Genomic DNA, 20,350 nt, shown 5'->3' with positions numbered 1-20,350 from the left:
AGGCGAGGACGCGCGGCAGGGGGTCGTGAACGCGTTCGTGGAGGAAGACCGTCTCGGTCTGTTCTCGTTCGCCGTCGCCGAGAAGAGATCCGAGTACCTGGCCGTTCTCCGGGCGTTCGACACCGCACGAGCCAACTACGTCGTCCTGCTGCACTCGGGAGACGTGGCCGACCTCATCGCACGCAACCCCGGTCGGCACGACGCACTGACCACCCTCGACATCGCGCCCCTGCTCGACCAGCTTCACGCGTGGGGCCTGCTCGAACGCAGCTACGACGGCACCCGTGCCGCGACGCTCGCCGAGTACCGCAACCGCCACTTCGTCTACCAGTTCGGCCAAGCCGGCTACAAGGCCTACCGCGCGGTCGAGGACGTGCTCGGAGCCCGCCTCGACGATGCTTCCCTGTCGCGGCTGGTGCTACCCGAACTGCTGGCCGACATGCACGAGCTGGCCGAGGCGAACCGTCAGGCAGACGGCGATCGCATCTACCGCAAGCTCAGCCGACTCGATTCGACGCTGTCGGAGATGGCGACCCGCGCCGCGCACTTCTACCTGGTGCTGGGTGACCTGGTGCGCACCACCGAGATCACCCCGGAGTCGTTCCTGGTGCACAAGGACGCCCTGCTCACGCACATGCGCGAGTTCAGCTCGGATCTGACCCGCTACGCCCCGAAGCTGGCCGAGGCGATAGCACTCGTCGAAGGCACCGGCATCGAGGAACTCGTCGACCGGGCCGCGATCAGCGACGAGAGAGTCTTCCTCACCGTGGACGAACGCCGCGCCGACTGGACCGATCGCTGGGCCGGTCTCTCGCACTGGTTCGTCTCGGCCGAGTCCGAACTGAGCGAGTCCGAGCGACTCCGCGAGGGCACGATGAGCGCGATCGCCGCCGTGTTGGCTCTGCTCCGCCGCGTCACCGAAACCCGCAAGGGCGGCGTCAGCCGCGAGAGCCAATTGCGCCATCTGGCCGGATGGTTCGCTGCCGCTCCCACCGAGGACAGCGCACACGCGCTGTTCCACGCCGTGTTCGGCCTCGGCAGACCTCGACACCTTTCGATGGTCCATCCCGATGCCGACATCATCTCGACGTCTCGATCGTGGTGGGAGGCACCGCCGGTCGAGATCTCGCGCACGCTGGCCGAGACCGGACGAACCCCGACCCCAGGCGTTCCGGGACGGGTGCAACGCAACGACGGGGGAATCCGACGGCTGCGCGAGCAGCAACTCGAGTCGCAGCGATCACGCAGTGCCGCCGCGCAGTCCCTTGCCTCGGCGGGGATCCACGATCGCATTCTGAACGAGCAGGAAACCGAGGTGCTCTTGAGCTTGTTGAATGCCGCATTGACCGCGCGAGTGCGCGTGAGCGGGCGCACCTCGGACTCGTCCGGCTCCGACAGTGGCGTGCGCCTGACACTGAGCGACAGCGACCGTTCGACGATCGTGCGGACCACCCGAGGCCGACTGCATCTGGACCGCCTCGCGCTCGACGTCAGTGAGGTCGCACGCCGATGAGGGCCCGCGAAATATCCTCTCTCGCACTCGATTCCTACCAACGGGCCGCCCGAGTGGCGTTGTCGAATCACCTGGTCACCGCGACGTACCCGGATCGGATCGCGCTGCCACTACTGCGCAGGTGGGCCACCGAGTTACGCGAGGACCTGCTCGAACTCTTCGGGTATCGCCTCGAGGTCACCGAGACGACCGCACGACTGTTCCCGGTGCTCGACGGACTCGACGACAGCCAACCCGCCCGAACGTCGACCGACCGAATCTTCGATCGCCGCAGATACGCGTACCTGGCGTTGGCGCTTGCGGCACTCGGCCGGGCCGGCAATCAGATCACGCTGTCCGAACTCGCCGATCACGTTGCGGCCGAGGCGAGTCAGGTGGACGGGGTCGAACTGAAGACCGACCGAGCAAGCGACCGAGACGCGTTCGTCGACGCGATCGGCTGGCTCGCGATCCGCGGTGCCATCGCGTTGGCCGACGGTGACGCGACCGGCTGGGCGAACAACCCGTCCGCAGGCGAAGCGCTCTACGACATCGACCGTCCCGTTGTCGTCGCCATGTTCCGGCCGCCCCGCGCCGTGCAGCACCTGCGGTCGATTCGTGGTCTGTTGGCCGGCTCGGACGCCCCGATCGATCCCGAGGATTCCGATCTCGGACACACCGAGTCCGGGCGTGAAGCAGATCCGAAGGAAACGCTGCGTGCGGTACGCCGAGCGTTGGTCGAACAACCGGTCGTCTATCTGGACGATCTCGACCTGGACGGCCGCACCGCCCTGGCGGCGTCGCGCACCGTTGCCGACGTCGAACTGCTGACCGGCCTCGTTGCCGAGCGTCGCTCCGAGGGGGTGGCCCTCATCGACACCTCGGGACGGCTCTCGGACTTTCGATTCCCCAGCACCGGAACCATTGCCCAGGTCGCATTGCTCATTGCGGGCGAGATCTCGGACCGAGTGATCGATCCCGATGCACCCACGCTGGCGACCTACCCCCTCCCGGCCGGTGTTGCCCTGATCGAGCAGTTGGACAGCGCCATTCCCGACGGCGGGATCTTCGGCGATCTCGCCGAATTCGGGTTCGGTTCCGATGCAACGGCATTCGTGGATACGGAAGAGAAGAAGCTGTATCCGTTGATCGAGGACAGTTGGCTGACAACGGTCGTCGACGATCTCATCGAACGATTCGGTCGTACGTTCGCCGCGCAGTGGCAGACCGACCGAGACGGTCTACGTACGCGAGCGATTGCGCTGCTGCATCGACTTCGACTGATCCACAGCGTGTCCGGCGGCGTGTTGGTGCTGCCGGTGATCGCACGCTACCGCGACGTGATGGTCAGCGTGCGTGATCGAACACCGCAAGATTCGTTGTTCGGCAGCGAACACACCCCCAGCACCGATCCATCCGAAGTAGAGGCCTGAGTAGATGACCGCACACTCGACACGCTTTCGGCCGACGCGAGCCGGGATCGTCAACCTGTGGGACTACCGCGATCAGGAGTTCTCCTTCGCCGACGGTCGCCTGGTGCTGCGTGGTCCCAACGGATCCGGCAAAACCAAGGCGCTCGAGGTGTTGTTTCCGTTCGTCCTCGACGGACGCATCGAACCGCGCCGGCTCAATCCCTTTGCCGGAGAGGAGCGGACGATGAAGTCCAACCTCCTCTACCGTGGGCAGGAAAGCGCGCACTCCTACGTGTGGATGGAGTTCGGCCGCGGCTCACGCGAAGACCCCGAATCGGTGACGGTCGGCATCGGAATGCGGGCGAGCCGCCACAACGACAAGGTGACCCGCTGGTACTTCGTGGCCGACGGCCGAGTGGGCGTCGACTTCTCGTTGTTGGGTTCCGACGACCGGCCGTTGACGAAGAAGCAGCTCGCCGAACAGCTGGGCACCGACGCGTTGACCGATCGCCCGGTCGACTACCGCGCCGCGATCGACGCCCGCATGTTCGGGCTCGGTGCCCAGCGCTACGACCAGCTGATCAACCTCATTCTGACGTTGCGCCGCCCGCAGTTGGCCAAGAACCTCGACCCCAAGGGGCTCTCGCAGGCGTTGACCGACGGGCTGCGGCCGTTGGACGAGCAGCTCGTTCTCGAGGCAGCGCGCTCCTTCAGCGACATGGAAGAAGTGGGCCGGGCGCTCGAAGGACTGGCGCAGGCCGACCATGCCGCCAAGAACTTCGTCTCGGTGTACTCCAAATATCTTCGGGTGCAAACCCGTTCGGATGTCGAGCAGGTCTCGCGCCGACTCGAGGCGGTGACCCATGCGACCACCGCGCACTTCGCCGCTGCCGCACTGAAGGATCGGCGGCTGCTGGAGCGGGCCGCGGCAGAAACCCGTTTCGACGAGGCGGAACGCGCACTGGATCAGGCCGTCGCAGACCGCGAGACCTTGCAGCGCTCGAGCGCGTACGAGGGCAAGCAGCAACTCGACGACCTGGCCGAATCCGCGGCGAAGTTGGAGGTCTCGACGGCCCAGCAGGCCGACCGCGCACGTAAGGCGCAAGCAGAACTGGAACAGCGCACCACCGAGGCGGCTCGGGCCGACTCCGCACTCCGGGACTCCGTTGCCGGGGTGACCCGCGCAGAGGAGGAGCTGCAGACTGCGGCCGAGGACGCGGGCATCGTCTGGACACCGCTGCCGGGCACAGCCCGCAGCGATCAGATCAGCACCGCTCTGCGCGGCCATGCCGAGGAGCGTGACGGCGACGTGCGGGCGGTACGTGAGGCGCTGGGCACCGTCGAGAAGGCGTCGACGGAACGCGCTCGTGCGGAGAAGGCCGCCTCGAAGGCTCGCGAGCTGCTCGAGGCCGCGTCGGCAGCGGTCACCGAGGCCGAGGCGAGCGTGGACGTGGAGAAGGCGCAGTTCGCGTCGGGCCTGCGGGCCTGGTGGTCGACCAATTCGGCGCTGTACTCCTCCGCGGGCGTCACCTCCGCCGCGTTCGATGCCCTCGACGCGGCCTTGGCAGGTATCGGCGACGACGACGCCCCGAGCCTGGAATCCGTTCTCGCCGAACAGACCGCAGACGGGGTCGACGCCATTCGCGCCCGGCAGGCTCAGGCGCGGGTCGACGTGACCACCCGCAAGGCCGAGCTGAGCACGCTGAACGACGAACTGGCTCTGGTGCGAGCCGAACACGACGACGCTCCGCCGCCGTTCGCCGCGCGGACCGACTCTCGTGCGGAACTGTCGGGAGCGCCGCTGTGGCAACTGGTTCGCTTTGCCGACTCGGTCTCCTCCGCCGACGCTGCGGGGATCGAATCCGCGCTGCAGGCGGCGAATCTTCTCGACGGCTGGCTTCACCCGGTCGCGGACTTCCCCGTCGACTCCAGGTCCGAGCAGTATCTCTCACCGCTACCGAAGGCCGACCGGCCGGCCGGCGCTACCTTGGCATCGGTGCTCGAGCCCGAGCCCGGCACCGCCGTACCCGAATCGCGGATCCTCGAACTGCTGAACTCGATTGCACTGCAATCTGATACGAGCACCGCCGCCGACCGTGCGGTCTCGGTAGGCGTCGACGGCCGGTACTGGCAGGGGGTGCAGCAGGGTCGCCACACCAAAACCGATGCCGAGTACATCGGTGCGACGGCGCGGGCGCGTCGGCGAGAGCAACGCATCGCCGAACTCGGCACGGCGATCGACACCGCAACAACCGCGCTCGAGACCGCGACGGCCGATGAGCGGACTGCGCGTGAGTTGGTGCACGCACTGAACGCGGCCGCCAAGCAACTTCCTCGGGTCTCGGCCATCGTCAAGGCGCAACGCGCCGTCACAGCCGCCGCAGGGGCGCTGCGCACCTCGAAGGAGGGGGCCGCAGCCGCGGACCGTGAGTTCGACCTCTCGATCGCAGACCTCTCGGCGAAAGAAAAGCAGCTGCGTACCGTCGCCGTGGCTCATCGCACCCCGCACATCGGCCGCGACATCGATGCCCTCGCCGCGGCGATTCGGCACTTCGAGCATCAGGGTTCGGCGGTGATCCGCAAGCGCAGCGATCACACACGCGAGGCCGAACGCGCGCGAGAGGCAGCCAACCGGCTCGACGAAGCGAGCGGTCTGGCCGAGGAGCTCGCCGAGGAAGCCGCGATCGCGGACGAAAGCTATCGGCAGCAGGTGCAGCGACTCGAGCTGCTGACCGAAAAGCTCGGTGCCACCGCCGAACAGATCGACACCGATCTCGAGAACGCTCGCGAGAGCATCGAGAAGTGTCGCGCGGAGCAACGAGCCGCCCGCAAAGCGGACAAGGAAGCCGGTGAAGCGATCGGCAAGGCCGAGGGAGCGTGCAACACGGCGCTCGAAAGCCTGCGCGGTGCCGTCACCGAAACCCTGAACGATGCCGGACGGCTCGCGCCGTACGCTCGCAAGGATCTACTGGCCATTCTCGGCGTCCACGAGGCGTATGCGTGGCCGGCCAGTGATTCGGCGTGGCTGAGCGTCGAACAGATCTTGTATCGCGTCCAGCAGGCCGACGGTCCCGACGAGGAGGTTCCGGTACTTCCGCCGGTGGTGCGCGCGCTGCATTCGGCGCTCGATGCGGCGACGGCGTCGGTCAAAGTGAGTGACTCGAGCCGAAAGTCGACTCGGACGGCGCTGACGAGCGCGCTGCAGGAGTTCGACTCGCAACTCGCCGCCTCGGGTCAGGACTACCGTCTGCAGTGGGATGCGCCGGACGGTTTGACCGTGGTCCGTGTTCAGGACGAGCAGGGCTATTCGTCGGTCGGTGACTTCGCCGACCGAATCGGTGCGGCGAGGGCCGATCAGGAGTTGCTGCTGACCGAGCAGGAGCGCCGTATTCTCGAAGATGCACTGCTGACCGGTCTGGCGCAGCAGATTCACGAACGCACCGTCGACGCACGCGAGCTGATCGCGCAGATGTCCGCCGAGATGAAGCAGCGCCGCATGTCCTCGGGCAACACGATCGGTGTGCACTGGGTGCTCGCGGACAACCTCGACGACGGGGCCCGTGCGGTGTCCAAGCTGCTCGACCGCGACGCCTCGGCGTTGAACCAGGACGATCTGGCCGCGATGCGCGCCCACTTCGCGTCCGAGATCAGGATCGCGCGCGCGGCCCATCCGGAACGGTCCTATCCCGAGATCCTCTCCACCACACTGGATTATCGCCGCTGGCGCGTGTTCGCCTTCACGCTCATCAGCGGCGACGGCAACGAGGATCGCCTCACCGTCGCACGCCACAGTGCACTCTCGGGCGGTGAGCAGTCGGTCTCGCTGCACCTGCCACTGTTCGCCGCGGCGCACGTGATGCTCTCGTCCGCCGATCCACATTCGCCTCGGTTGCTCGCGCTGGACGAGGCCTTTGCCGGTGTCGACGACAACGGCCGCAGTGAATTGCTCGGCCTCAGTGTGCAATTCGATCTCGATCTGTTCATGACCGGATACGACCTGTGGATCACCTACGGGGACGTCCCCGGCTGCGCCCACTACGACCTTGCACATTCGACAGCCGAGAACACCGTCAGCGCAGCACTTCTGGTGTGGGAGAACGGCGAACTGTTCGCCGAACACGACGGTACCGACCTCGCGGCCGCGCTCGGGTCGCCGTTGACGCGCCGGGTGCCGACCCGAACCGAAGGTGGGCTGGAGTTTGACCGGTAACAGTGAGTGGCGCGACAGCGTCGAATTGGCTGCTCTGCTCGACGCGGCACGAAAGAAGTTGGAGTCCAACTGGCTTCGCGTCGGCGGCAACATCACCGTCGACTTGAGCGACGCCCCGGAGCTGTGGCGTCTGTGCAGCGCGATCTCTCGGTCCAACTCCAGTCTGCATTCTCGGGCGCGCAGCACCAGGCTCGACCTCGAGCGGTTCGACGCGTGGCTGAGCCATCCGCTCAACGGTGGGCTCGGACTGATCGACACGCTCACCCAGCAGGCCCCGCTGCAGGACAAGAAGCGGATCGCAGCCGACAAGGCTCAGGTCCGCGCGGATGCGCTCGACCGGGCCAGGGATGTTCTCGGCGGCGGTACCGATCGCGAGTGGATCGAGCACTGGATGGCGTCGCTGCTCAATCAGGACGGCACCCTCGGGGGCCGCGTCGCCGTCGAAGCGCTCGCGGTGGCGACACAGGTTCTCGCGCTGCTTCCGGTGGACGGGATGTCTCTCACCGAACTCGCGGAGCTGGCCTGCGGTGACACCAAGGCGCTTTCGGGCGGCGGTGCCCCCAAACTCGTCCTCGACGCGTTGTCGCTGCGCGAGAACGTACCCCGCCCCGTCGATCCGGTCGGCATCAAAGCGCTGTGGGAAACCGCTGGCGTGTCCGTCGATCCGCTGTCCAGCCGCGTATTGGTGCTCGGCTACCGCGTCGACGAGACCCACACCGTGGCTCGATGGCTGAACGATGCAGCAGACGAGGGCATCCCCTTCCCGGTCACCGTGGACATGCTCACTCGCGGTCCACTCACCAACACCTCGTCCACGGTGTTCGTCTGCGAGAACGTGGCGGTGCTCGCCGCCGCAGCCCGCACCCTCGGCTCGAACTGCGCGAGCCTGATCTGCACCGACGGCCAGCCCTCCGCAGCGGTGCACCGGCTGCTGGCCTCCCGCGCGCCCGGCACCACGATCGAATGGCGGGCCGACTTCGACTGGGCCGGAGTGCACATGGTGAAACGAGCAGTGGACCGGTACGACGCGTCGCCCTGGCGGATGGACGTCGACTCCTACCGGCGCGCACTCGATGCACGGAACTCCGAACCACTGAAGGGGCATCCGACCGACAGTCCGTGGGATCCGGAACTGACTGCTGCCCTTTGCGATTCGGGCCGAGCAGTCATGGAAGAACGACTGATCCCGGATCTGTTGACGGATCTGCGAACCGGAGATTCGACCTAACGCAGCGGCACTCCGAGCAGCGCGTCTACCGCATCGGCGAAGGCACCAGGTGCGCCCGCATCCGATCCGCCGCGCTCGACTGCGAAGCTCGCCCAGGCGTCCAGAGCGTCGAGCGCCTTGGGGGTGTCCAGATCATCGGCCAGATGTTGGCGCAACCGGTTGATCACGTCGTCGGCCGAGGCTGCGCTGTCGAGCGCAGCAGCCCGACGCCACAGCGCGAGTCGGGTGTGCGCGCGTTCGAGGACCTCGTCGGACCACGGCCGATCCTGCCGGTAATGGCCGGCGAGCAGACCGAGTCGTACGGCTGCTGGATCCACATTCTCGGCCCGGAGTTTCGAGACGAACACCAGATTGCCGCGGCTCTTGGACATCTTCTCGCCGTCGAGCCCGATCATTCCGGTGTGCACGTAGTGCCGGGCGAAACGCGGATCACCGGTCGCCGCCTCGGCGTGCGCGGCCGAGAATTCGTGGTGCGGGAAGATGAGATCGCTTCCGCCGCCCTGGATGTCGAAGGCGGTACCGATGCGGTTGAGCGCGATGGCAGCGCATTCGATGTGCCACCCGGGCCGACCCGGACCCCACGGCGACGGCCACGACGGCTCGCCCGGCCGCACCGCGCGCCAGAGCAACGCATCGAGTGGATCCCGCTTACCGACCCGATCGGGATCGCCCCCGCGTTCGGCGAAGAACGTATCCATCGTGGCGCGGTCGTAACCGGACTCGTAGCCGAACTGCTGGGTCGCATCGGCGCGGAAGTACACATCCGGGTATTCGTCGTCGTCGACGACGTACGCGGCACCGGACGCGACCAGCTTCTCCACCAGTTCGACGACCTCGTCGACGGATTCGACGGCACCGATGTAATCGCGCGGAGGGAGCACCCGCAAGGCTTCCATGTCGGCGCGGAAGAGTTCGATTTCACGAGCTCCGAGATCGCGCCAGTCCTCGCCGTCGCGGTCGGCGCGCTCGAACAGTGGATCGTCGACATCGGTGACGTTCTGCACGTAGTGCACGTCCGTTCCCGCGTCCAGCCACAACCGGTAGATCAGGTCGAACGTCAGGTACGTCGCCGCGTGCCCGAGGTGGGTGGCGTCGTACGGGGTGATTCCGCAGACGTACATCCGAGCCGTCGAACCTGGGGTCACGGGGCGCACCTGGCGGTCTGCGGTGTCGAACAATCGAAGCGCTGGACCCTGTCCTGGAATTGTCGGGATCTCCGGGCTCGACCAAGAATGCATGCAGCCGAGCCTATCCGAGCCCGATCAGAAGGCGGGCCAGGGTATGGGTCTGCTCGAGCGAGGCTCCGGCATGACGGGGCGGGCGATGAGCTCCTGCGCCCGATCGAGCACCGCGACCGTTTCGGTCAGGGTGATCTTGTCGACCAAACGTGGCGCGGTGACCGCATCGAACGTCTCGACGAACCTGACCACGTCCGTCATCAGTGCGTCGTCCACAGCCTGGCCTGCCCAACCCCACAGCACCGTGCGCAACTTGTTCTCGGCGTGCAGGCAGATTCCGTGGTCGACTCCGTACACGTAGCCGTCGAGGCCTTCGAGTGCGTGCCCACCCTTGCGATCGGCATTGTTGAGGATCACGTCGAGAACCGCCATCCGCTGCAGCCGCGGATCGTCGGCATGGATGAGTGCGATTTCCTCGCCTTCGCCGTCGTACGCCTGCAGTACCGGAATCCATCCCGCCGGCACGAGATCGGGACGGCAGATGTCGACGAGGTCGACGCGTCCCTCGGCGCGCTCCTCCGGCGTGTCGATCCACTTCTGCACCATGCCGGGACCGAACGGCCCGTCGCGCAGCACCGTGGGCGGAATGACACCCCAACCGAGGGCCTCGGAGATCTCGTACGACGCCACTTCGCGGCCCGCGAGAGTGCCGTCCGGGAAATCCCAGAGCGGCACCTCCCCACGAACGGGTTTGTAGACGCACCGCACGGCCGAGTCGCCCTCGCCCGCCTCGCACACCAACGTGGCGTTGCTGGCCGACACCACACGACCGACGACGGTCAGGTCGCCGGTCTCCATGGTTTCGCGGCCCTCGAACGGCGGCAGTTCGACGGTCAAGATTCGTCGGCCTCGGTCACCGGTCCGAACGTCGCACCGCGGCGGTAGCCGTTGGTTCGGATGCAGACGTGTCCCTCGGGGGCCAGTGGTTGTCCACACAGTGGGCACGGTGCACGGCCCGCCGCGATGACGCGTTCGGACCGCACCGCGAACTCGCGGGCCTGTACCGGAGTGAGGAACACGCGGACGGCATCCGGGCCCTCGTCGGTGTCGTCGAGAACGACGGATTCGTCCACCTCGACCTCGCTGACGGCGAGAAGTTCCACCACGACGGCGTTGGCGTCGGCATCCCAGCCGAGCCCCATCGTCCCGACGCGGAACTCGGTGTCGATCGGAGTCAGCAACGGACTGGTGTCGACCTGGTCGGTCTCCTCGGCCGGAACGTCGGCTCCGAAGCGGCGGTGCACTTCTTCCAGGAGCAGCCCCATCCTGTCGGCGAGTACCTGGACCTGCTGCTTCTCCAAGGCGACCGACACCACTCGGGCGTCGTGCACCGCCTGAAGGAAGAACGTTCGGTCGCCCGGTTCCCCAACGGTCCCGGCAACGAAACGATCAGGGGTGCGAAAAACGTGTATGGCGCGCGGCATTGCACCTCCTAACGACTCGAACAGCTCCGCGAAGCACTTTCCGGAACTTTCATTATCGACCACAGATCGACCATGGTCGGTATTGCTTGCCCTCCAGCCTGCCACCGATCGGGGTGTCGGCGCCGAATCGGCGCTCTAGCTGCCTGCCCCACCACCGACGACCGCGTCGGAAGAGTCCGCGTTACCCGATTCCGGCGTGCTGGGCTCCTCGGCCTTCGGGACGAACGCACTCAGATCGGACCCGGTGTCGTTGGTCCGCAGTACGAAAGGCCGCGTCGAGGTGTAGCGCACGACACTGATCGATGCTGGGTCGGCGACGATGCGCTGGAAGGAATCGAGGTGGGCACCCATCGCATCCGAGAGCACCGACTTGATGACGTCACCGTGCGAGCACGCCACCCACAACACGTCGCGGCCGTGGTGCGCGGCCAACCGGGCGTCGTGCTCGCGCACGGCCTGTACCGCGCGTTGCTGAACCGTCGCCAAGCCCTCGCCTTCCGGAAAAACCGCAGCCGACGGATGCTGCTGAACGACCTTCCACAGCGGCTCGGCCAGCAGCTCCTTGATCGTCCGGCCGGTCCACTGCCCGTAGTCGACCTCCACCAACCGATCCTCGACCACCGGCGAGAGCCCCAGCTTGGCAGCCAACGGCTCGACCGTCTGCTCGCACCGCAGCAACGGCGAGCGCACGATCTCGGACACGGGAAGCTCGCCGAGGCGATCCGCCACCGCCTGCGCCTGCTCACGCCCACGATCATCGAGCTCGACTCCCGCGCTCCGCCCCGCGAGGGTGCCCGCGGTGTTCGACGTCGAGCGGCCGTGCCGAAGCAAGATGACTGTCATTGCAACGAGCCTAATGAGGACGAACCTACGTTGCAGATACGACCCCACCGGCCAGCAGGCCGAGCACCACGACGCCCAGCACGATGCGGTATCCGACGAACCAGTACAGCGAGTGGTTCGCGACGAACTTCAGCAGCCAGGCGATCGAGGCGTAGCCGAGCCCGAAGGCGATGATCGTGGCCACCAACAGCTGCGGACCCGACGCGGCCAGGCCGGAGCCGACCGGCTCGAAGGCGTCGGGCAGCGAGAAGAGGCCGGAGGCGGTGACCGCCGGGATGGCGAGCAGGAACGAGAAGCGAACCGCTGCCTCGCGTTCGAGCCCGAGGAACAGGCCTGCGCTGGTCGTCGCCCCGGAACGGGACACTCCGGGGATCAGCGCGAGACACTGCGCCAGACCCATGACGATGCCGTCCCGGGTGGTCAGCTTCTCGATCGGGCGTTCTTTGCGACCCACCTTCTCCGCGATCGCGATGACGACGGCGAACGCGATCAGCATGAAAGCGATGAGGTAGAGGTTTCGCGCACCGGTGCGGATCTGATCCTTGAACAGCAGGCCTAGAACGCCGATGGGGATGGTGGCAATGATCACGTACCACCCCATGCGGTAATCGAGTCCGCGTTCTTCCTTCTTCTTCAGGCCGACGAACCACGCCTTGACGATTCTGACGATGTCTCGCCAGAAGAACAGCAGCACAGCGGCTTCGGTGCCGAGCTGGGTCACCGCGGTGAACGAGGCACCGGCGTCCTCGTTCCAGAACACACTGGACACGATGCGCAGGTGCCCGGACGAGGAGATCGGTAGGAATTCGGTCAAGCCCTGCACTGCACCGAGGATGATCGCCTGCAGCCACGTCATGTCGATCATGCTGCGTCACCCTTCGAGATCGGTGTCGATGAACTGTTCACTACCGATGCGCGGCCGACGGCCTGCCCCCTGAATTCGCGATTCACGGGCACGACCGTACCCGGCGCGGCACCTGCGCACCGAGCGGCGCGGCGCACTACTGTGCACTGGCGGCAGTGCAGTTCGACAGCGACGATCACACGTAAAAGGACATTCGGCACATATGAAGCAGAGATCGGTCGGTACCAGCGGACTCCGAGTCTCCCGACTCGGCCTCGGCACCCTCGGATGGGGTAGCGGAACCGACGGTGACGACGCGGCAGCACAGTTGTCGGCGTTCGCCGAGGCCGGCGGCACGCTCGTCGACACCTCTCCGGCGTACGGGGACGGACGCGCGCAACGTGTGCTCGCCGAGTTGCTCGACGACGTCGTCCCCCGGCACGAACTGGTGATCAGCAGCGCAGCGGGACTGAGTTCTCGCTACGGCCGCTATCACGTCGACTGCTCCCGCCGCGGCCTGCTCGGCCAACTCGATGCCACTCTGCGCGAGCTCGGGACCGACTACCTCGACCTCTGGCAGGTGGCGGCCTGGGACCCGATGACCCCGGTCGACGAGGTCGCCGCGACGCTCGACTACGCCGTGACCAGCGGACGGGTCCGCTACACCGGTGCCCGTGGATACCTCGGCTGGCAACTCGCGACGGCGGCAGGCGCGGCCGGTACCGGACACATCGTGGCCACTCAGGCCGAGTATTCGCTGCTTGCGCGCGGAATCGAGGACGAGCTGGTTCCGGCCGCGCACCACCACGGCATCGGCATCCTCGCCGCGGTCCCCCTGGCAGGCGGCGTCCTGACGGGCAAGTACCGCAACGGCGTACCCGCTGACTCCCGTGGGGCCGACGAACTGCACGCCGAGGCCGTGCACGCGTACCTGACCGATTCCGCTGTGGGCGTCGTCGACGCGGCCGTCACCGCTGCCGACGGGCTGGCCACTTCTCCCCTGGTGGTTGCACTCGCATGGGCGCGGGACCGACCCGGAGTGAGCAGCGCCATCGTGGGAGCGCGGGACCTCGCGCAACTGATGGGCGCACTGATGGCCGAGGAACTCGAGCTGCCGCCCGCGATCGCATCGGCGCTTGACGACGTCAGCGCCTGAAGACCCGCCAACATCGGACAGGCTAACCTTCCGTTGTGACCGTCAACCGTCTCGCCGCCGTGCTCCTCGTCGCCGGACTTCTGGTCGCCTGCTCGGCGAACACCCCCGCCGCAGAATTGCCGGGCTCCATCGGCCCACGGACCGCCGTCGTCGACGACCCGGACCCGGAGCCCGTCACGGCCGATCCAGCGGCGGTACTCCCCGTCACCGTGACCGGGTTCGACGGCGTCGCCGTGACGGTGACGGACAACACCCGCATCGTCGCTGCCGACCAGTACGGCACGCTCGCCGAGACCGTCTTCGCGCTGGGCCTCGGCGACAACCTCGTCGGTCGGGACACCTCTGCCACATTTCCTGCGGCCGAGGACGTGCCCGATGTCACCCCGACAGGCCATTCCCTGAGCGCCGAGGGAATTCTGGCGCTGTCGCCGACCGTCGTGCTGACCGACACCAGCATCGGTCCACGCGCTGTGCAGGATCAGATCCGAGCCGCGGGCATTCCCGTCGTGTACTTCGACCCCACGCGGACTCTGGCCGGCGTCGCAACCCAGATCGAGGCCGTGGCAGCCGCCCTTGGGGTGCCCGACGCCGGTGCCGCCCTCGCCGAACGAACGACCACCGAGATCTCGGCAGCGGCGAACGACGCTCCAGGCTCCTCCGAACCACTGAAGATCGCGTTTCTGTACATGCGCGGCCCGGCAATCAAGATGCTCGCCGGGCCAGGCTCGGGAGCAGACGCACTGATCGAGGCTCTCGGTGCCAGGGATGCCGGTGTCGAATCGGGTCTGACCGAGCAATTCGTGCCGGTCACCAGCGAAGCCTTGATCGCCGCAGCACCCGACGTCATTCTGATGATGACCAGGGGCCTCGAATCGATCGGCGGAATCGAGGGTCTCGAGCAGATCCCCGGAATCGCCCAGACCCCCGCAGGCCGAGAACGCCGGGTGGTGGACATGGACGACGGGACCATCCTCAGTTTCGGCCCGAACACGGGAAAGGTGTTGGGCGCACTGTCGAAGGCCGTGTACGACCCGGCGTCATGACGGACCGGACACTCGCCGAACCACGCACGGGCCGAGGGAAGGTTCTTGCCACATTCGGAGCCCTGGGCGCGGCGCTGGTGGGCCTGGCATTGATCTCGGCCGTCGTGGGGCAGGTTCCGACGACTCCGCTGGAAGTACTGGGCAGTCTCATACATCGGGTGGGACTCGACATCGGCCCGATGCCCGCCCATCCCAGCGGTGAGGTGACGCTGTGGCAGGTCCGATTCCCGCGGCTGACGCTGGCTGTCGTCGTCGGCGCGTGCCTGGGCTGCGCGGGTGCGCTGCTCCAGGGGGTGTTCGCCAATCCACTGGCCGAGCCGGGTGTCGTCGGGGTCTCCTCTGGTGCCGCCGTCGGAGCCAGCTCGGTCATCGTGCTCGGTGGCAGCTTCGCCGGAGTCTGGAGTGTGGCGTTCGCTGCATTCGTCGGCGGGCTCGTCACCACGATCGCCGTGTATTTCCTCGCTCGTGACGCAGGTCGCACCGAAGTGGTGACGCTCATCCTCACGGGCGTTGCGGTCAATGCCTTCGCCGGCGGCATCATCGCGTTCTTCACCTTCGTCGCCAGTCCCGCCGCCCGCGATCAGATCGTGTTCTGGCAGCTGGGGTCGCTCGCGGGCGCAACCTGGCAGTCGGTGGCCGTGGTCGGCCCGCTCGCACTGCTCGGAATCGGTGCCTCCATGGCGATCGCCCGCAGACTCGACCTGCTTGCGCTCGGAGAGAACGTGGCACGCCATCTGGGCGTGAACGTCGAACGACTCAGGCAGTTCGCCATCGTCGTCGTCGCCCTGCTCGTCGCGTCCGGAGTCGCCTTCACCGGAATCATCCTGTTCGTGGGTCTGGTGGTTCCGCACGCCATGCGGATGGTGCTCGGTCCCGCCCATCGACTCCTGATTCCGGCCAGCGCCCTCGCCGGGGGCGTCGTGCTGGTCGCTGCCGATCTCGTTACGCGGACCCTCGTCGCGAACGTCGACCTACCGCTCGGCATGGTGACCTCGCTGGCAGGTGCGCCGTTCTTCTTCTGGCTGCTCCGCCGTACCCGTGCTCGCCAGGGCGGCTGGGCGTGACGAGACTGATCGGCACCGCGCGCCGCGACATCCCGGCCGCGCCGAAACCGGGTTCGAGCGCCCTCGTCGCCCGCGGAGTCTCCGCACGGCGCGGGGACGCCACCGTTTTGTCCGATGTCCACCTCGACGTGGTGGCCGGCGAGATACTGGCGTTGGTCGGCCCCAACGGCGCGGGCAAATCGACGCTGCTGTCGGTCCTGGCGGGAGATACCGAACCCAGTGCCGGATCGGTTCTGCTGGGCGACGAACCGCTGACCCGCATCCGCACGGTGGACCTGGCCAGGCGCCGCGCTGTGCTCCCTCAACAACACAGCGTCGGGTTCGCGTTCACGGCCGGCCAAATCGTCCGAATGGGTCGAGCTCCCTGGGTCGGCACGTCGGCAGCACGCAACGACGACGACCGCGTCGCCGCAGCCATGTCCGCCTGTGATGTATCGGAGTTCTCGCGTCGACCGTTCGCGTCACTCTCGGGAGGTGAGCAGGCCCGGGTCGCGTTGGCGCGCGTCATAGCGCAGGACACCGCAACGATCATGCTGGACGAACCCACCGCCGCACTCGACGTGGGACATCAGGAGTCGGTGATGGCCGTGGTGCGCTCACTCGCCGAACAGGGCCGCGCCGTGGTCGTCGTGCTGCACGATCTCGGACTCGCAGCGGCGTACGCCGACCGCGTCGCGATCCTGGATTCGGGACGATCGATTGCTGCCGGTCCGCCGCGGGAGGTGCTCACCGCCGAGCGGTTGGGCCGGGTCTACCGGCACCCCGTCGATGTGTTCGATCATCCCGAGACGGGCGAACAGCTGGTGGTTCCCCACCGCGTCAGAAACCCTCCAGCACGGAATTGACCCGATCGAAGAAAGCACGCACCGCCGTGGTGTCTCGCTGTGACGCATCGGACAGCTGCTGCGCGTGTGCGACCGCATCACGCACCACGCCGACAATGCTGCGTTCGTCGGTCAGATCGACTTCGGTGACCGAATGCTCGGCGACCGCCTCGACCTCGGACCGGTCCGGTACGGGAGACCGCACATCGGCTCGGTATATCTCCACGTACAGGGTGCTTCTGTGCACGCGAAACGCGAACGCACGGCCGTCATCGGTCCGCCCGAAGCCGTTCGCATGCGTTCCCGCGTTCACTTCCTCGACGACGAAGTGTGTTTCCTCGGATCCCACGTCCACTCCCATGTCGTGCATTCACCTCGGACGATCACGCTACCGCTTCCTCGGACGCGGCCGGACGACAACAGATCCGGCGCGGTCGATTTCGCCGAGATCGCCGCACGCTGGTACAGATGTGGCAGCGCCTCCACAGGCAGCATCTTCTCGAGGAAGTAGGTTCGGCCTCATGCGAACACCGTCGGCTCGTTCGATTCGGGCGGCAGTCGCGTCCGCGCTCGCCCTCGTCACAGTCCTGTCGGTCGGCGGGTGTTCCAGCGACGACGAGAACGCCGACGACATCTCCGTCGAACCCCGACCGCCTGCCGAGTCCCCCGAGGCGACCGTGACCCCCGCCGGAACCGTCAGCGCGTTCGCCCCGGTGGACGCCCTCACCTTCGACCCTGTCACCCGCACCCTGGTGGCGCTGACCGACGCATCGACAACTGTCACCCTGGTCGACGAAGCCACGGCGGAGACCCGTGTGGTCGACCTGGGCTCCACGGGAGCAGAACTCGTCGCCGGGCGGGACTCGACAGTGCTCGTTCCGATGGACGGTGCCGTCGCGAGGATCGGCGTGGCGGACGGTCGCCGCACCGATATGACCGTCGACGCCGACGCGCTGTCCGCAGCAGACCTGCCCGACGGCACGACGGCCGTCGGCGACGACAGCGGAACGGTCCGCGTGCTCGATACGAACGGCCAGGTCACCGCCACGGTATCCGGCGGCAGCCTGACCTCGGCCGACGCACTGGCCAGTACACCGAAAGGCGTCTCGGTCCTCGACCGTCGACAGACATCGGTGACCGATCTGAACCTGGACGACGGCACCCTCGGCGTGGCCCTGCGTGCAGGCGAAGGCGCCGCGGAGATGACCAGCGACGAATTCGGCCGCCTGCTGGTCACCGACTCGACCGGAACCGAGCTGCTCGTTTTCACCTCGCACGATCTGCTGATGCGGCAACGCTTTCCGGTCGGCGCACAGCCGTGGGCGATCACCTACGATGAGCAGTCCGGTATCGCATGGGTGACATTGCCGGCCCTCAACGAGGTGGTCGGGTACACACTCGACACCGGAATTCCTGTCGAAGTCGAGCGGTTGGCCACTGTGCGGCAGCCCGATTCGATGGCCGTCGACGCCGACACCGGCGACCTGTACGTGGGATCGGCAACCGGTGACGGCCTGCAGCGCATCCCCGCTGCGGGTCGTTGAACCGGGGTTCTGCCACAACCACTCTGGTGACGAAGGAGACACGTGAGCACACACGAGAGTTCGACTCCTGGTCGAGCGAAGATGCCCGTCGGATGGGAAGTGTCGCCTTCCGACGACTGGGAATACGTGCCGCTGAGATTGCCCCCGGACGTGACCAGGGTGACCGCGTCGATGCGGCTGGCGATTCAAGCCGAGTTCGGCGGCTGGGAACTGTCGCGGGTTCGCCTCTACACCGACGGCAGCAGACGCGTGCTGCTCAAGCGCAAGAAGACCGCGCATCACATCCCGGAGCCCGGAATCTGAGCCCGACGGCAGTACTGTTCCACCGCAGGATGTTGGACCGAGCCGGATCGATCGGAAAGAAGAACGTGGGAGACCGTCTGTACCGCGCCTTGCTGCGCTTGATGTTCCTCGTGCCACCGGAGAAGATTCACCACCTCGCGTTCGGGGTGCTCCGCGCCGTGGCCGTCGCGCCGCCGCTGCGTTTTCTGGCCGAGAAGGCGTTCGTGGTCGATGATCCGCGACTGCGCTCGACGGTGTTCGGCGTCGACTTTCCCGCTCCCCTCGGTCTTGCGGCCGGCTTCGACAAGAATGCAGACGGCATCGATGCCTGGGAGCCCATCGGATTCGGTTTCGCCGAGATCGGCACGGTGACGGCGCAGAGCCAGCCCGGTAACCCCACGCCTCGACTGTTCCGGTTGCCTCTCGACCGCGCCATCGTCAACCGCATGGGCTTCAACAATCACGGTGCCGAACACGCTGCGGACCGATTGCGCGGCCGGCGCACGCGCATCCCGATCGGTGCCAACATCGGCAAGACCAAGATCGTGGAGCCGGCCGACGCTGCGGCGGATTACACGGTCAGCGCGCGGCTTCTGGGCCCGTTGGCGGACTTCGTGGTCGTCAACGTGAGCTCCCCCAACACTCCGGGTCTGCGTGACCTTCAGGCCGTCGAATCGCTGCGGCCGATCCTGGTGGCGGTTCAGTCGGTTGTCACAGTGCCGGTATTGGTCAAGATCGCCCCCGACCTCTCCGACGAGGACATCGACGCGGTGGCCGACCTGGCCGTCGAACTCGGCCTCGACGGCATCGTGGCCACGAATACGACGATCTCGCGCGCGGACCTGCGCAGCGATGCGGAACTGGTTGCCGGAATGGGCGCTGGAGGCCTGTCCGGAGCTCCGCTGGCAGAGCGATCACTGGAGGTGCTGCGGCGTCTCTACCGCCGAGTGGGCACCCAGCTGACGTTGATTTCCGTCGGGGGAATCGAGACCGAGGCGCAAGCTTGGGAGCGCATCACTGCGGGAGCTTCTCTGGTGCAGGGCTATACGGGGTTCATCTACGGCGGCCCGCTGTGGATCAAGGGCATTCACCGGGGACTGGCAGCTCGGCTCGAGAAACACGGGTTCGCCACGATCGCCGAGGCGGTGGGCTCCGCGAACAGGCCCTGAACCGTCGGGTGTCGAAACGAATCTTCCGACACCCGACGAGCGAGCTCAGGCCTCGTAGATGCCGGTGAGGACCGCACGACCGATGGCGTGCGAGAACAGATTGAAGCCGAGGTAGGCCGGGGTGGCCGTCTCGTCGACTTCCAGTCGCTCGACGTCCACCGCGTGAACGGCGATGAAGTACCGGTGCGGTCCGTGACCTGCGGGCGGGGCTGCACCGATGTAGCGGAACAGACCGGCGTCGTTCTTCAGTGTCACCGCGGTGCTGGGAACTCCGGTTCCGCCGTCGTCGCCGGCTCCAGATACCAGCGACGTCGTTCCGACAGGGATGTTGGCCACTGCCCAGTGCCAGAAGCCGGATGCCGTCGGCGCGTCGGGGTCGTAGACGGTGACGGCGAAACTCTTGGTGCCCTCGGGGAATCCGGACCAGGACAGCTGCGGGGAGTTGTCGTGTCCACCGGCTCCCATGATTCCGCTGACCTGCTGGTCCTTCAGGGTCTTGCCGTCCTCGACATCCTCGGACGTCAACTCGAAGGTCGGGAGGTCCGGAAGCGAGTCGTATGGGTTGTACGCCACGATG

General features: G+C 66.9%; 18 protein-coding genes. 11 read left to right on the top strand and 7 right to left on the bottom strand.

Going from position 1 to position 20,350, the window contains the following annotated elements:
* The first annotated feature begins 37 nt into the window (after positions 1–37).
* The 4 genes from MTX34_RS12260 to MTX34_RS12245 are packed head-to-tail and all read left to right on the top strand — an operon-like array spanning position 38 to position 8,342.
* Positions 38–1,513: a TIGR02677 family protein gene (locus tag MTX34_RS12260; protein WP_374639501.1), complete on the top strand. Its 1,476-nt coding sequence runs from the start codon at positions 38–40 to the stop codon at positions 1,511–1,513.
* Positions 1,510–2,925 (top strand): DUF2398 family protein, encoded by a 1,416-nt coding sequence (locus MTX34_RS12255; RefSeq protein WP_243609613.1) that lies wholly within the window; start codon positions 1,510–1,512, stop codon positions 2,923–2,925. The genes MTX34_RS12260 and MTX34_RS12255 overlap by 4 nt, the downstream gene beginning before the upstream one ends.
* Before the next feature lie 4 nt (positions 2,926–2,929).
* Positions 2,930–7,114: a TIGR02680 family protein gene (locus tag MTX34_RS12250; protein ID WP_243609612.1), complete on the top strand. Its 4,185-nt coding sequence runs from the start codon at positions 2,930–2,932 to the stop codon at positions 7,112–7,114.
* The gene (locus MTX34_RS12245) at positions 7,104–8,342 is read left to right on the top strand and encodes a DUF2399 domain-containing protein (protein ID WP_243609611.1); all 1,239 of its coding nucleotides are present in this window, start codon (positions 7,104–7,106) and stop codon (positions 8,340–8,342) included. Before MTX34_RS12250 ends, MTX34_RS12245 begins: the two co-directional genes overlap by 11 nt.
* On the opposite strand, the gene mshC is transcribed toward MTX34_RS12245, so the two are convergent.
* The 5 genes from mshC to MTX34_RS12220 all read right to left on the bottom strand — a co-directional run bounded on the left by mshC (position 8,339) and on the right by MTX34_RS12220 (position 12,703).
* Positions 8,339–9,580 carry a cysteine--1-D-myo-inosityl 2-amino-2-deoxy-alpha-D-glucopyranoside ligase gene (mshC, locus tag MTX34_RS12240; RefSeq protein ID WP_243609610.1) on the bottom strand — a complete coding sequence of 414 codons (1,242 nt, stop codon included), beginning with the start codon at positions 9,578–9,580 and terminating at the stop codon, positions 8,339–8,341. The two genes, MTX34_RS12245 and mshC, sit on opposite strands and share 4 nt — an antisense overlap.
* Before the next feature lie 24 nt (positions 9,581–9,604).
* Positions 9,605–10,378 carry an SCO1664 family protein gene (locus MTX34_RS12235; RefSeq protein WP_243593584.1) on the bottom strand — a complete coding sequence of 258 codons (774 nt, stop codon included), beginning with the start codon at positions 10,376–10,378 and terminating at the stop codon, positions 9,605–9,607.
* A 35-nt stretch (positions 10,379–10,413) separates the two neighbouring features.
* A complete protein-coding gene (locus MTX34_RS12230; protein ID WP_243593058.1) occupies positions 10,414–11,004 on the bottom strand; it encodes a DUF3090 domain-containing protein in 591 nt (196 codons plus the stop codon).
* A gap of 135 nt (positions 11,005–11,139) precedes the next feature.
* Positions 11,140–11,847, bottom strand: a complete 708-nt coding sequence (locus MTX34_RS12225) for a histidine phosphatase family protein (RefSeq protein ID WP_243593059.1) — start codon at positions 11,845–11,847, stop codon at positions 11,140–11,142.
* A gap of 25 nt (positions 11,848–11,872) precedes the next feature.
* Positions 11,873–12,703, bottom strand: a complete 831-nt coding sequence (locus MTX34_RS12220) for an undecaprenyl-diphosphate phosphatase (protein WP_374230224.1) — start codon at positions 12,701–12,703, stop codon at positions 11,873–11,875.
* A 211-nt stretch (positions 12,704–12,914) separates the two neighbouring features.
* Between MTX34_RS12220 and MTX34_RS12215 the strand changes: the two genes are divergently transcribed.
* The 4 genes from MTX34_RS12215 to MTX34_RS12200 all read left to right on the top strand — a co-directional run bounded on the left by MTX34_RS12215 (position 12,915) and on the right by MTX34_RS12200 (position 16,799).
* Positions 12,915–13,847: an aldo/keto reductase gene (locus MTX34_RS12215; RefSeq protein ID WP_243593061.1), complete on the top strand. Its 933-nt coding sequence runs from the start codon at positions 12,915–12,917 to the stop codon at positions 13,845–13,847.
* An 80-nt stretch (positions 13,848–13,927) separates the two neighbouring features.
* A complete protein-coding gene (locus tag MTX34_RS12210; protein WP_279393204.1) occupies positions 13,928–14,890 on the top strand; it encodes an ABC transporter substrate-binding protein in 963 nt (320 codons plus the stop codon).
* Positions 14,887–15,954 carry an iron ABC transporter permease gene (locus MTX34_RS12205; protein WP_243609608.1) on the top strand — a complete coding sequence of 356 codons (1,068 nt, stop codon included), beginning with the start codon at positions 14,887–14,889 and terminating at the stop codon, positions 15,952–15,954. Before MTX34_RS12210 ends, MTX34_RS12205 begins: the two co-directional genes overlap by 4 nt.
* The gene (locus MTX34_RS12200; RefSeq protein ID WP_374639498.1) at positions 15,945–16,799 is read left to right on the top strand and encodes a heme ABC transporter ATP-binding protein; all 855 of its coding nucleotides are present in this window, start codon (positions 15,945–15,947) and stop codon (positions 16,797–16,799) included. Before MTX34_RS12205 ends, MTX34_RS12200 begins: the two co-directional genes overlap by 10 nt.
* Here MTX34_RS12200 and MTX34_RS12195 read toward each other — a convergent pair.
* A complete protein-coding gene (locus MTX34_RS12195; protein ID WP_243609606.1) occupies positions 16,774–17,139 on the bottom strand; it encodes a hypothetical protein in 366 nt (121 codons plus the stop codon). The genes MTX34_RS12200 and MTX34_RS12195 overlap by 26 nt on opposite strands.
* A gap of 160 nt (positions 17,140–17,299) precedes the next feature.
* Between MTX34_RS12195 and MTX34_RS12190 the strand changes: the two genes are divergently transcribed.
* The 3 genes from MTX34_RS12190 to MTX34_RS12180 all read left to right on the top strand — a co-directional run bounded on the left by MTX34_RS12190 (position 17,300) and on the right by MTX34_RS12180 (position 19,773).
* Entirely contained in the window at positions 17,300–18,322 is a 1,023-nt protein-coding gene (locus MTX34_RS12190; RefSeq protein WP_243609605.1) for a YncE family protein, read from the top strand.
* 81 nt (positions 18,323–18,403) lie between these two features.
* Positions 18,404–18,625: a DUF5703 family protein gene (locus MTX34_RS12185; protein ID WP_032377864.1), complete on the top strand. Its 222-nt coding sequence runs from the start codon at positions 18,404–18,406 to the stop codon at positions 18,623–18,625.
* Between the two features lie 77 nt (positions 18,626–18,702).
* The gene (locus MTX34_RS12180; RefSeq protein ID WP_243609663.1) at positions 18,703–19,773 is read left to right on the top strand and encodes a quinone-dependent dihydroorotate dehydrogenase; all 1,071 of its coding nucleotides are present in this window, start codon (positions 18,703–18,705) and stop codon (positions 19,771–19,773) included.
* A 45-nt stretch (positions 19,774–19,818) separates the two neighbouring features.
* Here the strand turns inward: MTX34_RS12180 and MTX34_RS12175 are convergent, their stop codons facing one another.
* A complete protein-coding gene (locus tag MTX34_RS12175; RefSeq protein ID WP_243593066.1) occupies positions 19,819–20,346 on the bottom strand; it encodes a YbhB/YbcL family Raf kinase inhibitor-like protein in 528 nt (175 codons plus the stop codon).
* Positions 20,347–20,350 lie beyond the last annotated feature (4 nt).

The organism is Rhodococcus sp. ARC_M5, assembly GCF_022810405.1.
Taxonomy (GTDB): domain Bacteria; phylum Actinomycetota; class Actinomycetes; order Mycobacteriales; family Mycobacteriaceae; genus Rhodococcoides; species Rhodococcoides navarretei.
This window is presented reverse-complemented; position numbering and strand designations above follow the sequence as displayed.